This is a genomic window from Gemmiger sp. (assembly GCF_057431175.1).
In genome coordinates this window covers 1-20,907 of record NZ_DBMDDV010000025.1, presented here as the reverse complement: position 1 = coordinate 20,907, position 20,907 = coordinate 1, and the positions used below count along the sequence as shown (strand labels likewise).

Below are 20,907 nucleotides of genomic sequence, written 5' to 3'. Positions count from 1 at the left end.
CTTCCGGTGGCTGCCCGGTAAAAGGGCGATAACGGCACACCTGCCCCTCATCAGTCTGCTTCGCAGACAGCCTCGGTCTTCGCGCTAAGAGCCGCCTACGGCGGTTGCGCTTCGACACGCGCCTGCGGGTGCAGCCCCTCGGGGGAAACCAAAGAAGAAAACTTTTTTAAAAATTCCCCCGCGCTTGCAATATCGGCGCCGGGGAATTCGTTTTAGTATACAGAAGGACAAAGCAAGGGAGGTGTGGGCACTGACAAATGAAGAATTTACCGGGCTGATGCAGCAATACCAAAAGCTCATCTACACGGTCTGCCTGCAATTTGTGCACGAGCCCCACACCGCCGAGGACCTGACCCAGGATACCTTCCTCTCCGCGTTTTCGGCTATCGACCGATGCGAACCGCAGTATTACAAACAGTGGCTCGTGCGGGTGGCGGCCAACAAATGCAAGGATCACCTGAAAAGCGCCTGGGTACGCAAGGTGGAGGCCCCGGGTGACGATGCCCTGCCGGAGCCGCGCGGCGCACCCGGCAGTGACGCCGACGACCCGGCAGTAAACCTGGCCGACCGCGCCGGGGCCGCCGAGCTGGAACAGCTGGTGCGGAACCTGCGTGAGCCTTACGGAAAGATCGCAGTCATGTACTTTTTGGAGCACAAGGAAAGCTCCGAGATTGCAAAGCTGGTGGGCCGCCCGCCTGCGACCATCAACAGCCAGCTATGGCGCGCCAAACTGCTGTTGCGCCAGCAAATTACCGAGAGGAGGCAGAACGAATGAGCCTTTATTTTGATAACGAAAAACTCTTTGACGCCGAAGGCCATTTGACCGACGAGGGCCTGTACGCCTTGAAGGACGGCACTCTGGACGACTTGGGTGCGCTGGAGGCCGCCGAGCACCTGAGCTTCTGCGACTACTGCCTGCTGCGCTACACAGCCATGATCGAGGCTGCGCCCGACTGCATGAAACAGCCGATGCGCGACCTGATCCCGCAGGTGCAAAACCTGATGCGGCTGCGCAGCTTCCGCATTATGACGAACCGCTATGTGTCGGCGGCGGCCGCCGTCGTGCTGGGGTTTGTGATGTGGGGTGCGGTCAGGACCTTTGGCGTGCCCAACGCTGCCGCCCTGCTGCCGCAGCAGCCCACCGCCCCGCATGAGCGGTTCGGCACTAAATTCAGCACCGCCGTCAACGGCTTTTACAAAAGCCTCGACGATACCTTTAAAAACTTTACCCTGACCGCTGAGAGCGGCCTGGAACAAATGCGAACCAAACCGATCGGCGGCAGCACCGCCAAGGGAGAATGACCTATGAAAAAGAATGGATTCCTGACCTTTATCTTCGCCTGCATCCCCGGTGCGGGGCAGATGTACTACGGCTATATGCAGCGCGGCCTCTCGATTGCGATGATACTGATACTCTGCGTGATGGCGGCCACCGTCGTTGAACCGCTGCTGTTCCTCTGCCTTGTTATCTGGATGTACAGCTTTTTTGACACCTATGACCTCATCCGCCACATGGCGGCCGGTGAGCCGAAGGAGGATTCCCTGCTGGTTCTGGGCAATTATGAGGAGATCAAAAAGCTGGTCCCCCAGCATAACAGGCTGGTTGGCTGGGGTCTGGTCGGCTTCGGCGTCTGGGCACTGTATGAGACATTCATCTCAACCTGGCTCTATACGCTGCTGTGCAATCTTGTTGGCGACGGCTACGCCTACGACATCATCACCGGCATACCGAATGTTGTCATTGCGGCATTGCTGATTTTCGCAGGCCTCAAGCTGCTGGGCCTGCACCCCGAAACGAAGCACGGCGATGACGAGCTGCCGCCGTATCCGCATGAATAACGCCCTGCCTTCCCCCTTGGGGGAAGGTGGCGCCGCAGCGCCGGATGAGGGGCGGCCTTACGGACGCCGCTCGTCTGCCTTTTGCCGCAGGGTAGGGGCGGGACATGTCCCGCCCGCTGCTGACCCACCGCCGCTGTGCCCGCCATACACGCGCGGGCCGGGCATGCCCGGCCCCTACTGTGCAACGAAGAATAAATGAGGTAATAGAATCATGGACGAAAAAACCACCCCGAAAAAGACACGCCGCGTGGGGACGCTGGCGTTTGCACTGGTGCTGATCCTGGCCGGTGTGCTGCTGATGCTCTACCAAATCGTGCCGGCGTTCAACCTGCTGCAAATTGTAAAGTTCTCCCCGGTCATCCTCATTGTGCTGGGTATTGAAATGCTCGTGTACAGCGCCAAGCCCGATGTGCTGGTCAAGTTTGACTGGCTGGCCATGCTGGGTACGGCGTTCACCCTTTGCGTCGTCGGCGCTGCGGCGCTGCTGCCCCTGGCTGTCAGTGAGTGGGGCCCCGCCCGCAGCAGCGCCATAAGCCGCATCGAGACGGAAAAGGTGGACGCCCTGTACGGTGCCCTGACCGCCGACCCGGAGCTGAAAGCCAAAACGGGCTACTGCGGTGTCAACGTCTGGTTCAACCACGACGCGGGCGGCAGCTACACGCTGCAAAGCGGCGACGACTGCGTGCTGAACACCACCCTGACCGGCCCCTACGCCGACGCCGAGTCCTTTGCCGCCGACTGCATAGGCATTATGCAGCTGGCCGCGGACAAGGACCTGGGCTTTACGAGCTACCACTTCTCCAGCGGGGAGGACACCGACGACGGCATCAGCTACTACCTGGACTGCGTCGCCTCCTACCCGGCGGGGCTGACCGCTGCCCAGGTGGCTCAGCGCGTGACGGAAAGCTACCACTATGACGGCTCCAGCTTCTCCAGCGAGGCCGACCGCGACGAGTACATCAAGACCCGGCTGCGCGATGATATCGCCGAGGAATACGCCAACGCCCACGACGATGTCTACCCCGACGACGACTATGTAGACGCCGAGGTCGAGCGGCGGTTCAACGAGCAATTTGGCATAGCCACCCCGGAGAGCGCGGCAGAATGATAGAAAAAAGCAGGTATCCACGGTAAAACGTGGGTACCTGCTTTTTATCATAGAGTTGTAGGGGCCGGGCATGCCCGGCCCGCGGCATAAGGGCAGCTGAGCGGTTATGGCAAGGTGGAGGGCCGGACATGTCCGGCCCCTACGGTGCGATATTGGGAAAGGGGGAAGCCTTTGTATCACACGCTCTCCCCCAAAATAAGCTCAAACGGCACAACCTCATGCACCGCAGGGGCGTTATGCTCGATGCTGGCAAGCAAAATCTGCGCGGCACGCTGGGAGAGCAGCGCGGTGTTCTGGCGGATGGTCGTCAGCCGCGGCACGGTGAACCGCCCCAGCGAAATACCGTCGTACCCGGCCACGCCGATATCCTGCGGCACCCGCAGGCCGTGATCCTGGAAGGCACGCACGGCCCCCAGCGCCATCAGATCCGACATGGCAAACACGGCGTCCAGATCGGGGCAGTGGGCCAGCAGGTACTCCGCCGCCGCGTAGCTCTCCTCCATGGAAAAGCGGGCGTAACCGTACTGCTTGTCAAAATCAAAGGGCAGGCCAAGCTGCTGCATGGCCTCCAGACAGCCGTCCAGACGCTGTTGGCTCGGGCGGCTGCAATCGGGCCGGTCGCCAATGATGCCGATGCGGCGGCGGCCCTGCTTGTACATATACTCGATCATGACCTTTGCGGCGGCGCGGTCGTCCACGCTGACGCTGGACAGGTTCGGGATGCCCAGGCCCGCTGCATTGTTCGTCAGCAGCACACAGGGGATGCCCAGCCCGGCCAGCTCCGGCGTGAAGCAGTGCGGGTGCGAGCCGATGAAAAAGATGCCGTAGGGCTTGCGCTCGGTGCAGAGCATCTGGGCGTAGGCCATCTCGTCGCCGGTCTCGTTGATGTAGTAGACCGTGGGCGTGTAGCCGCACGTTTCAACATATGCCTGCAATTTGTCCAGCAAATCCGCAAACAGGGCGTTCTGGGTGCCCTTTACCACCAGGGCAAGGCCCTCGTAGGCCTGCTGCTTCAGGTGCTTGGCGTTGGCATTGGGCTGGTAGCCGTACTGCGCCACCACGGCAAGGATCTTCTCCCGTGCCTCGGGGCGGACGCTGGGGTTATGGTTCAACACGCGGGAGACGGTCCCCACCGCGTAGCCCGACTCGCGGGCGATATCCTTAATGGTCAAAAGGGTCTGCCTTCTTTCCTCAATCCACCACTTCCACATCCAGCCCGAACTCCTGCGGGCGGAAGCGGGGGCAGACGTTTTCGGCGGTGCAGATGACCGACGCCGCCAACCGGCTGCCAATTTCGCAGGAATCCGCCAGGCCCTTGCCGTAGGTCAGGCCAATGACCGTACCCGCAAAGAACGCGTCGCCCGCGCCGGTCGTGTCGATGACATCCACCTTCTTGGCGGGCACAATGCCGCACTCGCCGTTGGCGCGGGCGTAGACAGCGCCCTGGCCGCCCATCGTCACCACCATGCAGGGGATGCGGGCACTGCGCACATTGTCGGCCAGCACGCGGCACATGGCGGCGGGGGCAAGGTGGTCGTAATCGTCGGAGAAAAGCATCCCCGCCTCCTGCTGGTTGCAGACAAAACAGTCGATCTGCTGTAAAAAGTCGCGGCGCTCCATCGCAATGCTCATGTTGGAAATGACCGCATACACCCGCTTGCCGTACTTTTTGGCCGAGCGCAGCACCTGCTTGACCGTCTCTTTTTCCAGATCCAGCTCAATGGCGACGCTGTCGCAGTCGGCAAAGATGCCCTCCTCGTTCTCGGCCAGCAGGGCGGTCAGCGGGCGGGTGTCGGGCCGCTTCGAGATGGCGGCGGTCACGTCACCGTCATTGTCAAACACGGCCAGCCAGGTGCCCATGCCGTCATGCACGCGGCGGATGAACCGGGTGTTGACCTTGTGCTTGTCCAGTTTGTCAATGACGTCCTGGCCGGAGCCGGTGTCGTCCACCAGGCTGACGAAGGTGGGGCGCAGCTCCACATTGGCGATATCCTCGGCCACGTTGCGGCTGACGCCGCCGTGAACCTGCTCGACCCGGCCGGCGTTGCGCCCGCCCGGGATATAGGTGGAAAGGGGATACCCCTTGATGTCAACAAAAACTGCGCCGATTACTACGATTCCCATGGTGTGTTTCCTTTCCGTTTGCTATAAAACCAGTGTACCGTATTACGGCAAAAATTGCAAGAATTTTACAATAAACGACACGCAGAGGCCGGACATATCCGGCCCCTGCAAATGCGGCATAAAAAATGTAGGCAGCCACGAACAGCTGCCTACACTTTTTATGAACGGTGTCTGTTTTTCTTATATGCCGTTACTGCCAAACCCGCGCCGCTGCAAAGCAGCAGGGCGGCCCACAAAATGGGGCTGCTGGTATCGCCGGTGGCGGGGATGGTGGATACCGGCTGCACGGTGGGGGCGGCCGTGGGCTGCACCGTGGGCTGTGCGGTCCGGCGAGGCTGCTCCGCAGCCTGCGGCGCGGTGGTGGGCTGCGCCGTGGGGGATGCGGTCGGGGTTGCCGTCGGCGGCGTGGTGGGCTGGGGCAGCTTGGCCGTCACGGTGTCGGCCCGGGTGATTTCCGTTTTTGCCGCAGCATCGGAGAAATACTTGTTGCAGTCGCCGCAGTGCCAATACTCAATGTTGCCTTCTTCGGCAGCGGTGGCGGCCTTTGCGGCAATGTGTTTCAGGTCGGTGTGGTTGTTCGGTTCAGGGCTGCCGTAACTGTCTCCACAAATCTCACATATGGCCTTATCCTTGCAGGTCGCTTTGCCGCCGGAGCAGTTTTGTGTTTCCACGGCGTTGCAGGTGCAGCGGCGGCTGTGGGTGCCGTTGCCGTTGGACGTCCAGTTGCCGTTGTGCTCATGAGCATCGCCCTGTCCCTTGAACACCGGCAGGGTCTTGCCTGCTGCGGCCAGATACTGGCAGCTATCCCATGGAGAATCGTTGCGGTCAGCCTTGAGCAGTTCCAGCAGCGTGCCGTCGGCAAATTCTGCGGCGGTTTTGGACTCTGTTTTTGTAGTTTTGCCATAACTATCGCTTTGGCCAACTGCGTCCAGGTTCGTACCGGCAAGATAGTAGCAGTTTTCTACAGTGCCAGAATTTCTGCCAACGATTTCGCCATCATAAACGTTGCCAGAGATAGTTCCAACATTGTAGCAATTAGAGACTGTGCCAGCGTTACCCCACACAATGCCGCCGCAAAATTCGAAAACAGTGCTGTTACGAATAATTGTACCAACATTATAGCAGTCGATGATTTTCGCACCGTCGAAGTTAAGGCCAGCAATACCGCCAAGCATGCTGTCACTGCCGCCAAAAACGCTGCAATGGTTGCTGCAATTTTCAATCGCAGCATTTGAAGCGTAGCCCGCGATACCGCCGGCAGTTTTGTAACCCTGTACATAGCCATCTACCGTCAGGTTCCGGACGGCAGCACCCTCCAGACAGCCAAACAGGCCGACGTAGGCGTCGGACGCCGAATTGACATACAGTCCCTTAATGGTATGCCCCTGTCCGTCAAAGGTGCCGGTATAGGGGGTCTTATCGTTGTCGTCCGTATACTTGCCGATGGGCGTCCATTCCTCAGCGGCCTTGCTGCTGGAGCCGGGAGTATAGGTTCCGTTCGCGTCAAATGTACCGTCGTTGAGGACGATATCGTTCATCAGCACAGCGCACGCGCCAGAGTCCTGCGTCTGACCGCCCGTACCGTTGACAATATTCCGGAACCGCTTTAACTGGGCGGCGGTGCTGATTTGATAGGGGTCGTCCTTTGTGCCGCTGCCGGTTATAGGGGTATTAAATGTGCCGTCGTTGATGGTACCGTTGTTGGTCACCTCGCCGTTGAATGTGCCGTTGTTGATGGTACCGTTGTTGTTTACCGTGCCGTTGAACGTGCCGCCGGTGATGGTACCGTTGTTGATGACCTCGCCGTTGAATGTGCCTTTTTCGATGGTGCTGCCGGGGGTAACGGTCACTTTGCCTTTGAACACAGTCTCGCCAGTGCCTGTAATGGTACTGGGACCGTCTTCTGTATCTCCCAGCACGACGTCGCCGTCAACCGAGCCGCCGTTGGCGTAAAGTTGCCCATAGACATTAGGATCCCACGAAGAGCCGGTGATGTATAGTCCGCTTCCGTTTGCCGCATTACAATCGGCAATACTCGCACTGCCCGCCAAGGTAATCTGCCTCACACAAGCGGCGCTCACGCCGCCGCCATAGGCTTTGCCGGAATCATCGGAATTATCCGCCTTGCAGTTTTGGATCACGGCGCTGCCCGACAGGGTGAACTCCGTATTGTTTGAGAGATGGACGCCCCCGCCCTTGGAAGGGGTGGAAGAGTTGGAGATTGCCTGACAGCGTTCGATTTTTGCCTTCTCAGACATCACAAAGCTACTGCTGCTGTTGACATATACGCCTCCGCCGTAGGCGTATTCGGAGATTGCCTGACAGCCTTCGATTATTGCCTCACCAGACATTTCAAAGCTGCCGTCGACCCATACGCCTCCGCCGAATTTAAATGACGTGCCTTCGGCGGTGCAGCTGCGAATGACCGCCTGACCTGACATTTGGAACTTGCCGAAAGCACAAACACCGCCGCCGGACTCCGCGGAGCAGCCGATGATGCTGCCGCCGGACATAGAGAACTGACCCTGTTTGCTGTCTTGCTTCGGATAAATACATACACCGCCGCCGTACTCCGCGGAGCAGCCGATAATATTGCCGCCGGTCATGGTCAACTGCCCGTCGGGTGCGATATACACACCGCCGCCACAATTTACTGTGCTGTAGAGCTGAAACGGATAGCCCGTGCCGCCGGTGATGACGCCGCCGGTGACGATCTCTGTGCCGCTTGCCTCGTTCAGCACCCACAGGCCGTTGGTGCCGGGCATGAACTTGTGCTCGGCGGCGGTGTTGCTGTCGGTCAGCGTCAGATTGCCGCTGCTCTCCACCTTGATAACACTGCCGCTGCCGGTCATTTGCAGCACCTTGCCGTTCAAGTCCAGCGTCACGGCGCGGTTGACGGTCAGGGAACTGCCGATGTCAATGTTCGCCGCCAGCTTGACGGTGCCGACAGTAGAATCGGCAATCGCATTAGTCAGCTCAGACTCGCTGTTGACCTCTTTTAGCGTATCGTTCCCGCCAATTAACGTCGTCAAGGCTGTCTCCGGCTGGGGGTCGGACACTTCTTTCTCCGGCTGGGGGTCGGACACTTCTCCCTCCGGCTGGGGGTCGGACACTTCTCCCTCCGGCTGGGCTGCCGCATCGTCTGCGGGCTGGGCGCACTGTGCACAGTTCTCCGGCAAAGCGCCCTCCGCGCCGCAAACGGGGCAATCCGTATTCATGCTTTCCGCCGTGCAGGCTGTTTCACAACTGCACTCGGGCGGGGTTTCCGTGCTTTCCTCCGCAAAGACCGCCAGGGGCACAAGGCAGAGCACCATGCACAGGGCAAACAGGATGCTTACAAGCTGCTTTTTCATCATGTCTCCTTCTTCGCGCTGTTGGGCAGCAGTGCCCAAGGTATTTATAAAAATTATAGGGGTAAAAATCGCAAATTGTCAAGCCTTTTTTGAAAAAACATTGCGCAGTATCGAAAAAGCCAAAATGCAGCCGAACACGCGGACTATCTGCGAAGGAAATGCTTGCATGGAGAGATAAAACAAAAGTATGGCAGCAAGTATCCTGTTTTTTTGCAGCACGCGCTGCGCACACAAGTTTTTGGGGGCTGAAATGCGCCTGCTGCGACCCGGCATGGGTACGCAGTATCAGGAAATGGAAAGCATACCGGCAAAGGACATGATACCGAACCAGAGCAGGAATGCGGCAAACATAAAGAATACCATCCCACCCAAAACAGGCTTTCGCGGCTTGTTTTCGGTAATACGGTCGGGCCGAGTGGGATCGTAATACCCAACCACCTGCCGTCCCAGTTCCCGCTTGCCGGAAACGGTCTGGCGGCTTGCGTACCGGTAGGTTTTGCCGTTCACGGTGTACTCATAGGTTGGAAGATAGACTGTCTCCCGGCGCAGCTGTTCGCTGCCGTCCTCCTGCTGCTCCCACCGTTCATTGACCGATTCCTCGATCCATACCACCTTCATCATCGTGGTGCCTGTGTACCGCCGCACAGTATCCTCGTATTCCTTCTGTGCGCCTTTCCGCTGGCGCACCCCGAGCCATGCCACCGACACAGCCCCGAGAATGAAACCGATTCCCGCTGTGATATTCCGCGTAGATTCTATGGGACACGCCACAAGCGCTATCGCAAGAACGATACTGATAATGAGGATTCGAATCTTTTTCATACGGCCTCCTTCACACCTCTGCCGGTGCCTTTCCTGTCACAATGCGGGCGGCTGGTTTTGCACCGCATCCACAAAGAGAAGGGTCAGACCGATATACAGGATGCAGGCCAACGCCAGCAGCACACAGATACTGATACCGAGAATGCGCGCGGTTTTGTTTCGGCGCAGATATTTACGGCACAGCACGATGCCGATAACCGCCGATGCCAACAGCACCACAGCAAGCCAAAGCGGCATATTGCCCACCTCCTTTACGCGCCGCGGAACACATCGATCATATTCGTAAACCACGTCAGTTCACGGGTAAAGCGCTGGCGCAGCTGTGCCGGATCCTCACGGCCCTTGCCGAGGTCAAAAAAGCCGTGCCCGCTGTGAACCGCGAGATACAGTCTGCCGTCACTGTTGAGGTTTATGGCAAGCCTACCGAAGGAGGAATCCGCCAGCGCCAGAATTTTCTCTGCGCAGTCGGGCGTCAGAATGTGCAGGGCTGCAGCTTCATCATCGCTGCTTACATTAAAACGCTTATCGAAGGTCTCGTTTCCTGTCCGGATGGTTTTGCTGCCGAACAGCTTATCCATCCGTTCTCTTGGCCAGATGGTCAGCCAGGTCGGAAATTCCCGGTTCAGCTCACACAGCATCCACTGCCCGGTATAGACCTCACGCTCGTTTTTCTCCCACTGACCGGTTTCCTCGCGCTGAAACTCGTTCACCTCCGTCAGCCTGACGGTGCACAATTCGGTGGGCAGCCCCTGATAGGTTCCGCGGATATACCCGCTGCCGCTGCAATAGGTGTGGCCGGGCAGGGGAATGTTTGTATCCTTCGCATCCAATATGTGCGGGGCGGGAGCCATCTGTATGTTGTCAAAGACTGTGCTTACAATATCCGGTGCCAGGGCATCGAAGGTCTGGCGGCCGGCCTGCTCCCTGGATTTTCCCTTTGCCGCCTGCCCCAGCGCGAGGATCACAACGCCCGCAATGATCAGTACAAGATTGCCGCCCTGCACGATACCCGCAAAGACGAGCACGCCGCCCAGCAGGGAAAGGAGCATTCCGCCCCATTTTCCGCCTTTACTCTTGCGGAGCTGCTGCGAAAGCTGTTCATCCGTCAGGTTTTTATTCTTCTCTTCCATATTCGTCTCCTATTCCGCCTTGCCGGTTACTCTCCGCCGGGAAAAGCATATCGCCGTTCACGCTGTTGATGAGATCGCCGCTGCCGCTGCGATCCAGCTGCAGGGTATCGCCGCTGCCGTCAAAGTGCAGCGTCACGCCGTTTTCGTCCGCCCACAGTGTGCCGTACTCAATGACATCTTCCTGATCATTTACAAATTCCCATGTCGCATCATCATAGATGCGCAGCCAAAGATTTTCGTCCGGGTACTCCCAAAGCCCTGCATAATCGCTTGGACTGCCCTCATCAGCCGGAATCGCGGACAGATCCTCCCGATAGACATAGCGCTCCTCCGGATCCCAGATCCAGACAAGATCCGTTGCATCCCCGTTTTCGTGAAGAAAGCTCACCCATACATCGCTCTCGCCGTCGCCGTCCAGATCGTCAAAGGAGATGCTGTGAAATGCCTGCTCCGCATCGGGAATGTCCATGGGGAAGGCGACACTGTCGAACAGCACCTGCTCCGGGATGTCCCGGTAGAAGGCTGCGCTGCTCTCGCTCACTGTGACCAGGACATCCACACTGTCGCCGTCATGGGTGATGGTTCCGCTGTCGACCACCATACCGGTCGTGCGCCAATCATCCCCCGCCACATCATCGGAATTGCCGCAGGCGGCAAGGCACAGGCAAAGCACCATCACCTGCGCAAAGAATGCGGTGTTCTTCCACCGTTTTTTCATGATACGCCTCCTTCCGGTCACTCCATCAGGTAATAAAGTGACATTGCGCGGCACCGGCAGCGCACGTTCAGAGCCTGTATCTTACTCATCAAAGTAGTCGCCCCAACCTTCGTCATCGTAAGAGTAATCGTCCCAGCCGTCACCGGGGTCAGACCACGGATCGTAGTCGTCGTAGTACTCATCCGAGTAATCCCAGCCGGCATCGTTGGATTCCATGTATTCGCCAGAATCGTCGTCAATATAGCCGTCCGAGCCGTAGGAGATGAACTCGTTTTCATAGCCGTTCCAGTACCACACGTCGCCGTCTTCATCATACCAGTAGTATGGCGTGCCGTAGTCGCCGGTATCGCCGGAATAGGTTGCCTGAGTGGGTACGGGCTTGGGCGCGGTGCTCCATCCGGCGGTGTAGGAGATGGTTTCGAGCATGCTGTTGCAAATCTCAAAGTAGTTGTGGATTCGACCCTCGAGCGCGATGGTCGTTGCGACAAGCGCGTAGCCGGTCGGACCGTAGTAGCGAACCTCCATACAGCCGCGCACAGGCTGAGACGGACCGTCGGAGAAGATGGATCCGTCGAGCCACATATAACCGGTCAGACTGTAGTAGTCGCCGTTATCCTTGAAATCCGAGCCGAAGGATTGGATGAGCTTGTCGCCGTACATACCCTTCATAAAGTCGTCGAGCATCTTGACCATGTAGGGCTTCGCGCTGGCAGCGCCCTTTTCCATATAGGAATCATAGCCGGAGATAGGCTGGAAGGCAATCACAATATTGGAATAGTAGTCATCTGTTCCGTCTTCCATGACTGCGTTGAAGCTCAGCGAATTGTCAACATTCGGGTGTTCGTGTGCTTCCATCTGGATTGGATACTTGATGGATACATTGGTAAAGCTACCGGGAAAGCAGGCGGTCTGGTTCAGCTCGTCATCCGGTGTCGGCAGGAGCATAATGTACTCAGAGGCGGTAAGTGTGTTGCCGTTGGCGTCGCTCAGGTCGCCGTTAGCGGTCTGCCAGAGGGAAACAAGCTCTGTGTCGTCCTCCATGCAGAGCATGATGCAGTCATCTTCCGACACGACATAGCCGGGGCCGACCTGCTCGCCGTAGAGGTTGACGGCAATCCACTCATAGTTGTCGTTGATGACGAAATAGAACGGCGCGTTTTCAAGCTTCCAGCAGCCGGAGAAGCCTGACATACCGCCAGTCTGCCCAAGCTCTTCGGCCGTGTAGCCTGTCGGGGCGTTCTCGCCATCGCCGGCGTACAGATTGTCATATTCCTCCGATGTGCAGACCACGATGCTGTCGTCGCCGTCCGGAGACAGGAATACAACATAGTCGCCATCGTGGATTGTAAAATCCACTTCGTCAACATCGTTGTCGTACAGGACGTAGCTTTCTTCGTTGTAGACAAGAATGTTGAAGTCCGGAAGCTCAGACGGTTTGTAGGAACCAAGGCTGACTTCCATCATTTCTCCGCTCTGGAAGATACCGTCGACAAGCTCCGTGTCCCATTCATCGCTGGTCGAGGGCGTGATGCTGATAGATGTGATGCCGTGACCGCTGTGGTTTGCAAGCGTTATGTTGACCGGCTCTTCTTTTTCTCCGCAGCCGGTCAGAAGCAGCGCACTCAGCACGCAGCCGAGCGCAGCTGCCAGCATTTTTTGGATACAGTTCATGTCTTTCCTCCTTAAATTTCTCTATTTTGCGTTGCTTTTTTCATTCGTATGCCTGCTCTGCCATGGTCAAAATTTCGTCATGGCTTAGCTCCACATCGCCAAAGCGGACAAAGATGCCGTTGGTCACAGCGCTGCTCCACACCCGCGCATCAGCAAGCGGGCGAAACCGAATCTTATCCAGATGCGGCTTCATATCCAGCAAAAGCCGACTTCCGGACACAAAATCGACCTGCAAAATATAATCAGGCAGCGGCGTGACAGCTGTGAGATACCTTCGGTTCAAGTGTAGGCCCTCCCTTCCGCAAAAATAAAGATCCACCGTACCTACATTGTACGGTGGATCGGGTGGGATAACCATTAACTAAAGGCTAGGACTTTTGCCCAAGCAGCTCGGCAAGCTGCTTTCGCTTGGTTCGGGTATCGCCGTCAATATGGAGTTTTGAATAGATCTGGTTCGCGTACTGCTTGACGCTTCCCTCGGAGAGATAGAGCTTTTCGGCAATCTCGCGGTTGCTGAGCCGCTGCACCATCAGTTCTACGATTTCAAATTCCCGCGCTGTCAGCACATCAAATGCTGCCGGGCGCACGCTTGCGGCGTTTCGTGCTATTGCCGCTTCGCCAAGGTCAGTGATTTTCACGGTCAATTCGTTCTTCATCTCGCGCGCAAGAATGGGCTGCAGGCAGTCGTAGTTCTCCACGAACGGCATCACAAAGTCGTCCGATTCCGCATCGGCAAGCGCTTTCCGCAGCCATACACGGGCCTCCTCGGTCTTGCCCAATTTCTCATAGGCCGCTGCCGTCTGGATGCGGATATGCAGCGCCACCAGCGCATAGTGCATCGCCTCGCACACCGCCAGCAGTTCCGCGCTGCGTCCCACCACCTTGGCATAGGCGCCTTGGGCAAGATACACCTGATTTTCGATCATTTCCATCATGGGCTTGCCCGGCGCAAGCATATTGACGGTGGAGAGCCTGTGCTGCGAAAAAATTTCCGGGATCTCTTCTGCTTCCCCCCGCAGCGCATGATAATAGGCACTGGTGGCACACCAGATGTTGATCCACGATGCATCGTGATATTGCAGCAGCTCTGCGTATCTTTCCGCAAAAGTATAGCGCTGCTCCACATCGGTGTGCAGAGAAAGCCGCCGCGACAGGAAATCACAGCATAGCGCCATGTTGATTTGCCCATTGTCCCTGACCTGTGCGTAAGCGCGCTCCAGCTCGATGTGCGCATCGGTAAAATGTCCCTGGCAGAACAGCGCCTCTGCGCGCATAATGGTTTCCGCGCCCTGGCCGTGGTTGTTCGTGACCTTATAGTAATGGGGCATACACTCATCCATCTCGGCCAGCTCGCCCTCAAGTTCTCCCGGTGCGCGGTAGAACATCATCAGGACGGATGGTGAGCCAAAGGTCCAGCCGCCGCCGGATTGGATGCTGATGGCTGGGCGGGACATCTGCCTGCTGGCACTGCGGTGCAGGCGGCTCATGGCGCTGATGTCATTATAGCAGAGAAAACTCAGGATAAGGTCGCACTCACCCAGCAGGTTGCCGCGCTCCTCCGCCGACAGTTCCGGGTGTTCCGCAATGGCTGTCAGCAGCAGTTCTTTTAGCTCCAGCATCTTCGGGATCTGCCGCCATGTGAACATCCGCCGCATCAGGACCAGAATGGCAAAGGGATTGGCTTTCAATGTCTCGGCGGGGCATTTGTTCAATGCGTCCAGCACATCCTCCGGCTTCAGCGAGGCCAGCAGAATGCCTGCATCACCGCGAATGACCCGCAGCAGTGCGTGGTAGTCCTCGCTTTTTCGGTAGGCAGCAATAGCGTGAAGATACTGCCGTTGGTTTTCATACCACAGCCCGAAACGCTCCCAATAGAGCTTTTGCGTTTCCGCTTTCATCTCGTGAAAGCTCCGTTCGGCACATTCCTTCATCATGTGATGAAAGCGATAGGTCACGCCATTCGGCAAACGCGTGACAAAGGCGTTCTGCTCGGTCAGCATGGCAAGGATCTGCGCCGCGTCCGCATCCCCTGTGATACACTGCGCCATTTCGACGGTAAACTCATCGGCAAGGCCCATTACCGCCAAAAACTCCCGCTGTTTTTCCGGCAGCGGATCGATCATAGCGGCGGTAAAAGTGGCGTAGATATCGGAGTTTCGGCTGGGCAGCACGCCGCGCTCGGAGAGGGTGCGCAGGTTCAGATATACGGCAGAGAACCAGCCCTCGCTGGAATAGAGAAGGCTTTCCACCTGCGCATCGGAAAGTTTTGTCCCGCAGCGGTGGGCATAAACCGCAAGCTCCGTATGGTTGAGGCGCAGCTGTTCCATGCCGATTTGATATACCTTGCCCCCCAGCCGCACTGCCTCCGCGGCGGGCAAAAAGCGGTCACGGCTTGCAACGATTATATGCACATTGGCAGGTAGCCGATTTGCCAACATACAAAGGAACAGGGGGGCACGCTTGTCCGTCAGCAGATGAAAATCGTCAATGAAGATGTAACAGGGGGATTCGCCCGCCAGCATATGGCAGAGATCGTCAATCAGCAGTCCGCCGCCTGCCGCGTCCGTTGGGCAGGGATACTCCCGCAGGAAGGTGAACCCTGCGCGGGCAAACGCCTCCTGCACGCTCTTCCAGAAAATCGCAAGGTTGTCGGAATACACACTGATACGGATGATATGCAGTGCCTCTGCTTTGGCGTGCTCGCCGAGATACCAGTTCACCGCTGTGGTTTTTCCATAGCCCATGGGCGCGACCACTGTCGTCATGGCGCAGCGGGAAATAGGCCGCAGGCTCTCTTGCAGCCGCTCAGATATGTAAATGGTGTTCAGATTCCATTTTGGCTTTGGCATAATGCACACCTCCAACGAATTGGTTTTTGCATCCCCGGCGGATTTTGGATGCGGTGTATGGCTGCCTTTATGGAGGGAACTTCTCATTATTTCCATTTTACATCATCTTGTTCTGCACGGCAAGATGGTGTTTTTACATTCTTTTGCTATAGGCTATTCACCCCTCGATTTATGAGTCGAGGGGGATTCTGTTTGGCAGATAAAAGCAGACCCCCGCCGCACACCGCTGTTGCCGGCGGTATGGGAGGGGGTCTGCTATTTAGGGAACTATGAGAGAATTACTTTTTGCGCTTTTTGCCCACGATCAGCAGGGCAACCGCGCCGCCGCTGATAGCCAGAATAGCGATCAGCAGCGCCAGCGGGAATGTGTCCGCCGTCTGCGGAATATGCGTCATCGGGGCAGGTGTTGCGGTAGCAACAGGCTTCGGGGTTGCGGTAGGTGCGGGGGTAGCTGTGGGTGCCGGGGCAGCAGAAGGCTCCTGGCTGGGGGTGGGCGCAGGCGTGGCCTTCGGCGTGTAGGTATTTGTAAAGGTCATGCTTGCGGGCACTTACCGTACCCTATGGGAGCAACCACGCAGGTCATTGCGTATTGGTCGATCTGCTGCAGCTGTGCCTGCAAGCGATCCGACATATAGATGTCATTCAAATTGGTATTTCGATTTTGCATAATCGTGACCTTACAACCGATCAAGTCCATCACTTTTGAACTTACTGTAATTATTATAGTACAAAATCGCCTCAAAAACAAGAAAAACCGATGTTTTGTGGCAACATTGAACTTCAGGAACAGGTAAGGTATAATAAGCACAGGAAAAACCAGTATGAAAGCGCAAACCGTTCCAGTTAAAAGGGAAGTGATCGACTATGGACTATATCCGCATCACGAAAGAGAACATCGACAAGGAGCACATCTGCTGTGCTATGTCCGGCAAGCAGTGCCTGGCAAAAAAGGAATGGCTCAAACAGCGCTTTGACGAAGGGCTGGTTTTCTGCCGCAGCGTGGAGCGCGGCAAATGCTTTATTGAATACATCCCGGCGGAAAACGCCTGGCTGCCCATGGAGGCAGAGGGCTGTCTGCATATCAACTGCCTCTGGGTCTCCGGGGCGCTGAAAGGCCACGGCTACGCGAAAGAACTGCTGGCCCGATGCGTCAACGATGCCCGGGCGCAGGGGCGTAAGGGAGTGTGTATTCTGTCTGCCGAGGGGCGCAAGCGCGAATTTCTGGCCGACGCCAAGTTTCTGGCGCATGAGGGCTTTTCCACTGCGGATGTGTCCGACTGCGGCATCACGCTGATGTACCTGCCGCTTTCCCCTGACGCTGCGCCGCCCAAGTTCAAGCCCTGTGCCAAGCACCCACAGGCTGCAGAGCCCGGCTTTGTGCTCTACTATACCGACCAGTGTCCTTTTACCTGTTATTGGGTGCCGCGCGTGGCAGAGACTGCCCGGGCCCACGGCATCTCGCTGACCGTACACCACATCACCGACCGCGAGACTGCGCAGAACACGCCCGCCCCGGTCACGACCTATGCCCTGTTCCGGGACGGGAAGTTTTTGACACAGGGTATCCAGTCCGATAAGAAGTTTCTGGCACTGGCAGGCAAGGCTGATTCCTGACCGCGCTGGTGAGCACATTCGGACGAGCATATACAACAGCCCCTCTTTACTTATTCCGTTACACATACGACCAACTGTAAAGTATAGAAGCATTTTCATAAACCTTGTCGCTATGAGCTTGTTCTATGGTTTACAGTGTAAATAAATCGACACCAGCGACAGCGCGTATTGGGCTGTACAGGAGAACACCAACGCCAGCTTTACGAGCATGGGTGTGGCCTGTTGGTTTTGCTCCACCGCCGAGGGGCAGTATACCTACTGGACTGTCACATTCAACTAAAACTCCTACTTGTTTTCATACAGAAATTATGATATAATTTCTGTATGAAAGAGAGGTGCTATCTATGCCGAACATTCGTTCCAGCGCAGATTTAAGGAACAACTATAATGACATTTCCTCTTACTGCCATGCCTACAACGAACCGGTCTTTATTACCAAAAACGGTAAGGGCGACCTTGCCGTTATGAGCATGGAAACCTATGAGGAAATGGCGGGCCGCATTGAACTGTACAGCAAGCTGCAAGAGGGCCTTGCCGACGTGGAAGCCGGGAACACGCGCCCCTTTGCCGATGTTATGGCTGATTTGCGCCACCGCAGGGAGCGCAGATGAAATACAACATTCATGTCACCCAAGCCGCCGAGCGCGATATGGCGAACGCCTACGACTATATCGACCTTGTACTGAAAAATCCAACTGCCGCCGACAAGCTGTTGGATGTGGCCGACGAAAAAATCGGAGCACTGGCAGAATTCCCGCACAAATTTGAAGTCGTTTCCGACAAACTGCTTTCCTTGTGGGGAATCCGCTTCACCATCGTTATGAATTACCTTGCGTTTTACACGGTGGACGATGCCACGCAAACGGTGCATATCGTGCGGTTTCTCTACGGCAAAAGCAACTGGATCACCATTCTGAAAACAGATGCAGCAAACGACAGTTTGCCGATGTTCTCATAACCGAATATTTTATCTGGGCGCTCACTTTTGTGGGCGCTTTTTCTATTGGAGGAAAACATGATTTATGACGAACTTATTGAAGAATTAGCGTTGACCCTGCTTACAAAGGCAAGGTATGAGGGCTGTATTAGCGTTATAGACGGTTTCTCACAGTGCGAGGAGGATAAAACTCGCATAGAGTATCCTATTGACGGTGTTATGCGCATCATGCCGGTGGGCAGCGAAATCTGGCCGGAGGAGTGCGAACCGTTACTGAAAAAAATTGGTGCTGAAACGATCGGAGACGTTGCCGATTATCTGAACAAAAACAAATCCGAAAATTCAAGTGCCGATGATGTTCTTTCTACTGCATTGCTCAAAATCTGCTATGAAAATATGGACATGGACGGCAAGATGGTATTTTGGGAAGATATGCTTGAAAACAACTCCTTGGAATGGAGAGATGTTGAATGATTTGCATACACGAAGTGATTTATTCAGTATGCAGTCGTAATTTTTGTGGAATCTTATCTGCTTCGGAGGATTTTATGACGCACGATGAAATGATGAGTCTGTTAGCCAACACATTGGCAGATGCAGCCGGACACGCTGGCTGTTTACCTATTTTGGACTGTTTCAGCCCGCATCCGGGAGAGGAAGTAACCGTAAGCATTCCTATGTGTGACGACACGGTGGATATTGTGCTGGAAGAGCTCGATTTTCCGCACGAGTGGGAAGAATTGTTGGAGAACAGCGGTGCAGATACTATGGGCGACCTTGTTGATTACCTGTGCTATTGTTCGCAAAACAATATTTCTCTTGCCATTTCCCCTGAAGATGAGGAAAAGCTGTATGCAACGCTGATTGATGTCTGCTATGATAATATGTCTTATGACAGGCAGGTCGATTTTTGGCGTCATGTGATGGAAACCAATTCTTTGGTGTGCGAGGTAAAAGAATGACTCCGCAGGAGCAGCTCTGCGAAAAAATGCGGGTGGAACAGAGCGCCTATTGCCTATGGCTGACCGCACAGCCGCCAGAAGAAATTCTACACCACGCCTATGAGTACAGCGTCCGTGAGGACATTATTCTGGCAACGGAAGAAATGAACCTCACCCTCGCACAGGTGCGGGCGCTGCTGAAATCTCCCGCGCCGCTGGCGGATGTGTATAAGGATTTTTCCAAGTTGGAAACCGATTATATGAGCATTGTGGCTCAGTGCGTGGAAGACCGCGCAGATGACTTGCTGAAAAAGGAGCAGCAGCAGAACCCACCCAAAGTATATCGACAGTCCGTCACTTATGCCCGCGAGCACGGCGAATTGCAGCAGTACCATGCGTCTTGCCACTTGAATGAAAGGTGTCGGGACGAGATTGACGCAGCGCTTGCACAGCGCTTTGATGGTATGCGGCTGGGCGCTGGCGCTGTTGAACAGGTAGTGGCGGAATATGGTTTGGAGCGCACAAAATATGTGTTGGCAGCGGCCATTCAAACCCGTAATGGAGATGGTCGTATTTCTCACACAAATAGAGAATGGGCAGATTCCATTCGCACGATCAAAGATATGGATCGCCGTGGATTTGACCGTTCCTGTTACTACGCTGACCTACAAGCGCATACCTGCCTATTGGACGGTTTTGTAAACCAAGTGCGAAAATTTGAAAAAGCCAAAGCCCAGCCCGCTCAGGATACCCCCGAAAGATAACCGCAGCGTCTGCATTTTGCAGGCGCTTTTTTTCGTGAAAAAATCTCTGTTTTGAAAGGATTTCACAATGAAAGAAACACATTATAAATTGAAGCATCGTGTTACCGCACTGTTTGCGGCGGCGGTAATGCTCTGCTCCATGCTGCCCGGTGCAGCGTTTGCGGAGGAACCCACACCGCAGCCCACCGAGGAAACCGTGCAGATGGAGCAGCAGACCGAGCCGTCTGAAACAGACAACGGCCAGACCGATGCCAGCAGCCCCGACCTCGGAGCAGCTACCGAGGAAAGCGCAGCACCAACCACGGATGAGCCTGCTGAAGAAAACGAGCCTTACACCTTTGACGGTGAGGTTTTGTATCAGGATATGCCGGACGCCCCCACAGGCTCCTACCTTGGCAGCTACGGTTTGCCGGTAGCGACCGGTGAAACCAAAATCGGGCTTGGCGCGTGGGATGCCGATTTAGAGCAGGATAGTTATCTGAGCGCCGAGGCGCTGGACAGCGACAACCTGACGCTGGCAACGCCCTTGCTGGAAGATACCGACTACGCCATTGTGCCGATTCTGGCGCAGGTGGAGTACCCCACCGACGGCAGCACCGTTGATCTGGTTCTGCCGGACAGCGTGACTCTGCTGGACTACTACGGCGAGCCCGCCAAGGATGCCGAAAGTCTGCTGCATAGCGAATACAGCGAAACCTCCGCTGCTGTGCTGGGTGTATATGTGCAGGCAGATGCGGATTTTACCGCACAGCTGGTTTATACCGCCCCGGACGGCAGCTGCCTGACCAAAACCTTGCAGGTGACCATCGACCGCAATGCGACTGCCGAGTATCCTTTCCCTGACAGCGAAATTGCCACCTTTGCCGAGCGCCCCACCCCTGCGGTGACAAGCGGCAAGATCACCAAGGTTGCCAAGGTCAACGGCACTTGGCTGATCTGGTTCAACGGCGAACCCGCCTACTGCTGCACCCACGGTGCCAACGGTCAGCCTGCAGGATGCCCGACATACACCTATGTGAACACTTCCACGGTCAACG

At 56.2% G+C, this 20,907-nt stretch carries 22 protein-coding genes; 11 read left to right on the top strand and 11 right to left on the bottom strand.

The features are described from left to right. Nucleotides 1–241 precede the first annotated feature (241 nt). From ACZO0A_RS09555 to ACZO0A_RS09540, 4 genes are all read left to right on the top strand, one after another. Nucleotides 242–775: an RNA polymerase sigma factor gene (locus tag ACZO0A_RS09555; RefSeq protein WP_294781725.1), complete on the top strand. Its 534-nt coding sequence runs from the start codon at nt 242–244 to the stop codon at nt 773–775. Continuing rightward, the gene (locus tag ACZO0A_RS09550; RefSeq protein ID WP_215691133.1) at nt 772–1,302 is read left to right on the top strand and encodes a hypothetical protein; all 531 of its coding nucleotides are present in this window, start codon (nt 772–774) and stop codon (nt 1,300–1,302) included. Before ACZO0A_RS09555 ends, ACZO0A_RS09550 begins: the two co-directional genes overlap by 4 nt. 3 nt (nt 1,303–1,305) lie before the next feature. Next, nucleotides 1,306–1,839: a hypothetical protein gene (locus ACZO0A_RS09545; protein ID WP_486846257.1), complete on the top strand. Its 534-nt coding sequence runs from the start codon at nt 1,306–1,308 to the stop codon at nt 1,837–1,839. A gap of 211 nt (nt 1,840–2,050) precedes the next feature. Beyond that, nucleotides 2,051–2,947, top strand: a complete 897-nt coding sequence (locus ACZO0A_RS09540) for a hypothetical protein (protein WP_486846256.1) — start codon at nt 2,051–2,053, stop codon at nt 2,945–2,947. Between the two features lie 176 nt (nt 2,948–3,123). Here ACZO0A_RS09540 and ACZO0A_RS09535 read toward each other — a convergent pair whose 3' ends face one another. The 11 genes from ACZO0A_RS09535 to ACZO0A_RS09485 form a co-directional block, all read right to left on the bottom strand. Beyond that, on the bottom strand, nt 3,124–4,158 hold the full coding sequence (locus tag ACZO0A_RS09535) for a LacI family DNA-binding transcriptional regulator (RefSeq protein WP_486846255.1): 1,035 nt from the start codon (nt 4,156–4,158) through the stop codon (nt 3,124–3,126). Continuing rightward, nucleotides 4,139–5,071, bottom strand: a complete 933-nt coding sequence (locus tag ACZO0A_RS09530) for a carbohydrate kinase family protein (RefSeq protein ID WP_215691138.1) — start codon at nt 5,069–5,071, stop codon at nt 4,139–4,141. Before ACZO0A_RS09530 ends, ACZO0A_RS09535 begins: the two co-directional genes overlap by 20 nt. A gap of 158 nt (nt 5,072–5,229) precedes the next feature. Then, nucleotides 5,230–8,424, bottom strand: a complete 3,195-nt coding sequence (locus tag ACZO0A_RS09525; protein WP_486846253.1) for a hypothetical protein — start codon at nt 8,422–8,424, stop codon at nt 5,230–5,232. 285 nt (nt 8,425–8,709) lie between these two features. After that, nucleotides 8,710–9,246: a DUF3592 domain-containing protein gene (locus ACZO0A_RS09520; protein ID WP_302377061.1), complete on the bottom strand. Its 537-nt coding sequence runs from the start codon at nt 9,244–9,246 to the stop codon at nt 8,710–8,712. Nucleotides 9,247–9,282: 36 nt separating this feature from the next. Beyond that, a complete protein-coding gene (locus tag ACZO0A_RS09515; RefSeq protein ID WP_302377059.1) occupies nt 9,283–9,483 on the bottom strand; it encodes a hypothetical protein in 201 nt (66 codons plus the stop codon). A gap of 14 nt (nt 9,484–9,497) precedes the next feature. Beyond that, on the bottom strand, nt 9,498–10,376 hold the full coding sequence (locus ACZO0A_RS09510) for a DUF3137 domain-containing protein (protein WP_302377057.1): 879 nt from the start codon (nt 10,374–10,376) through the stop codon (nt 9,498–9,500). Beyond that, a complete protein-coding gene (locus tag ACZO0A_RS09505) occupies nt 10,360–11,094 on the bottom strand; it encodes a hypothetical protein (RefSeq protein WP_302377056.1) in 735 nt (244 codons plus the stop codon). Before ACZO0A_RS09505 ends, ACZO0A_RS09510 begins: the two co-directional genes overlap by 17 nt. 81 nt (nt 11,095–11,175) lie before the next feature. Further along, a complete protein-coding gene (locus ACZO0A_RS09500; RefSeq protein WP_302377054.1) occupies nt 11,176–12,765 on the bottom strand; it encodes a hypothetical protein in 1,590 nt (529 codons plus the stop codon). Nucleotides 12,766–12,805: 40 nt separating this feature from the next. Then, on the bottom strand, nt 12,806–13,048 hold the full coding sequence (locus tag ACZO0A_RS09495) for a DUF2442 domain-containing protein (protein WP_302377052.1): 243 nt from the start codon (nt 13,046–13,048) through the stop codon (nt 12,806–12,808). Between the two features lie 85 nt (nt 13,049–13,133). Further along, a complete protein-coding gene (locus ACZO0A_RS09490; protein ID WP_302377050.1) occupies nt 13,134–15,614 on the bottom strand; it encodes a helix-turn-helix transcriptional regulator in 2,481 nt (826 codons plus the stop codon). 278 nt (nt 15,615–15,892) lie between these two features. After that, nucleotides 15,893–16,150 (bottom strand): LPXTG cell wall anchor domain-containing protein, encoded by a 258-nt coding sequence (locus ACZO0A_RS09485; RefSeq protein ID WP_302377049.1) that lies wholly within the window; start codon nt 16,148–16,150, stop codon nt 15,893–15,895. A gap of 328 nt (nt 16,151–16,478) precedes the next feature. On the opposite strand from ACZO0A_RS09485, the gene ACZO0A_RS09480 reads away from it, so the two are divergent. The 7 genes from ACZO0A_RS09480 to ACZO0A_RS09450 all read left to right on the top strand — a co-directional run. After that, nucleotides 16,479–17,228, top strand: a complete 750-nt coding sequence (locus ACZO0A_RS09480; protein WP_302377048.1) for a GNAT family N-acetyltransferase — start codon at nt 16,479–16,481, stop codon at nt 17,226–17,228. A gap of 344 nt (nt 17,229–17,572) precedes the next feature. Then, a complete protein-coding gene (locus ACZO0A_RS09475) occupies nt 17,573–17,839 on the top strand; it encodes a type II toxin-antitoxin system prevent-host-death family antitoxin (RefSeq protein ID WP_177802135.1) in 267 nt (88 codons plus the stop codon). Next, the gene (locus ACZO0A_RS09470; RefSeq protein WP_302375918.1) at nt 17,836–18,186 is read left to right on the top strand and encodes a type II toxin-antitoxin system RelE/ParE family toxin; all 351 of its coding nucleotides are present in this window, start codon (nt 17,836–17,838) and stop codon (nt 18,184–18,186) included. Before ACZO0A_RS09475 ends, ACZO0A_RS09470 begins: the two co-directional genes overlap by 4 nt. A 57-nt stretch (nt 18,187–18,243) precedes the next feature. After that, on the top strand, nt 18,244–18,639 hold the full coding sequence (locus tag ACZO0A_RS09465; RefSeq protein WP_370755616.1) for a hypothetical protein: 396 nt from the start codon (nt 18,244–18,246) through the stop codon (nt 18,637–18,639). A 74-nt stretch (nt 18,640–18,713) separates the two neighbouring features. After that, nucleotides 18,714–19,127 carry a hypothetical protein gene (locus tag ACZO0A_RS09460; RefSeq protein WP_370755618.1) on the top strand — a complete coding sequence of 138 codons (414 nt, stop codon included), beginning with the start codon at nt 18,714–18,716 and terminating at the stop codon, nt 19,125–19,127. Further along, nucleotides 19,124–19,870, top strand: coding sequence for a DUF3849 domain-containing protein (locus tag ACZO0A_RS09455; protein ID WP_370755620.1), 747 nt, complete (start codon nt 19,124–19,126; stop codon nt 19,868–19,870). The genes ACZO0A_RS09460 and ACZO0A_RS09455 overlap by 4 nt, the downstream gene beginning before the upstream one ends. Before the next feature lie 67 nt (nt 19,871–19,937). Next, on the top strand, nt 19,938–20,907 hold a 970-nt coding region (locus tag ACZO0A_RS09450), incomplete at its 3' end, for a hypothetical protein (protein ID WP_486846251.1).

Bases quoted from the DNA above. Each gene is read 5' to 3' on its own strand.
- ACZO0A_RS09550 (WP_215691133.1), top strand. From the start codon at position 772: ATGAGCCTTTATTTTGATAACGAAAAACTCTTTGACGCCGAAGGCCAT.
- ACZO0A_RS09545 (WP_486846257.1), top strand. From the start codon at position 1,306: ATGAAAAAGAATGGATTCCTGACCTTTATCTTCGCCTGCATCCCCGGT.
- ACZO0A_RS09540 (WP_486846256.1), top strand. From the start codon at position 2,051: ATGGACGAAAAAACCACCCCGAAAAAGACACGCCGCGTGGGGACGCTG.
- ACZO0A_RS09535 (WP_486846255.1), bottom strand. From the start codon at position 4,158: ATGTGGAAGTGGTGGATTGAGGAAAGAAGGCAGACCCTTTTGACCATT.
- ACZO0A_RS09530 (WP_215691138.1), bottom strand. From the start codon at position 5,071: ATGGGAATCGTAGTAATCGGCGCAGTTTTTGTTGACATCAAGGGGTAT.
- ACZO0A_RS09525 (WP_486846253.1), bottom strand. From the start codon at position 8,424: ATGAAAAAGCAGCTTGTAAGCATCCTGTTTGCCCTGTGCATGGTGCTC.
- ACZO0A_RS09520 (WP_302377061.1), bottom strand. From the start codon at position 9,246: ATGAAAAAGATTCGAATCCTCATTATCAGTATCGTTCTTGCGATAGCG.
- ACZO0A_RS09515 (WP_302377059.1), bottom strand. From the start codon at position 9,483: ATGCCGCTTTGGCTTGCTGTGGTGCTGTTGGCATCGGCGGTTATCGGC.
- ACZO0A_RS09510 (WP_302377057.1), bottom strand. From the start codon at position 10,376: ATGGAAGAGAAGAATAAAAACCTGACGGATGAACAGCTTTCGCAGCAG.
- ACZO0A_RS09505 (WP_302377056.1), bottom strand. From the start codon at position 11,094: ATGAAAAAACGGTGGAAGAACACCGCATTCTTTGCGCAGGTGATGGTG.
- ACZO0A_RS09500 (WP_302377054.1), bottom strand. From the start codon at position 12,765: ATGAACTGTATCCAAAAAATGCTGGCAGCTGCGCTCGGCTGCGTGCTG.
- ACZO0A_RS09490 (WP_302377050.1), bottom strand. From the start codon at position 15,614: ATGCCAAAGCCAAAATGGAATCTGAACACCATTTACATATCTGAGCGG.
- ACZO0A_RS09485 (WP_302377049.1), bottom strand. From the start codon at position 16,150: ATGACCTTTACAAATACCTACACGCCGAAGGCCACGCCTGCGCCCACC.
- ACZO0A_RS09480 (WP_302377048.1), top strand. From the start codon at position 16,479: ATGGACTATATCCGCATCACGAAAGAGAACATCGACAAGGAGCACATC.
- ACZO0A_RS09475 (WP_177802135.1), top strand. From the start codon at position 17,573: ATGCCGAACATTCGTTCCAGCGCAGATTTAAGGAACAACTATAATGAC.
- ACZO0A_RS09470 (WP_302375918.1), top strand. From the start codon at position 17,836: ATGAAATACAACATTCATGTCACCCAAGCCGCCGAGCGCGATATGGCG.
- ACZO0A_RS09465 (WP_370755616.1), top strand. From the start codon at position 18,244: ATGATTTATGACGAACTTATTGAAGAATTAGCGTTGACCCTGCTTACA.
- ACZO0A_RS09460 (WP_370755618.1), top strand. From the start codon at position 18,714: ATGACGCACGATGAAATGATGAGTCTGTTAGCCAACACATTGGCAGAT.
- ACZO0A_RS09455 (WP_370755620.1), top strand. From the start codon at position 19,124: ATGACTCCGCAGGAGCAGCTCTGCGAAAAAATGCGGGTGGAACAGAGC.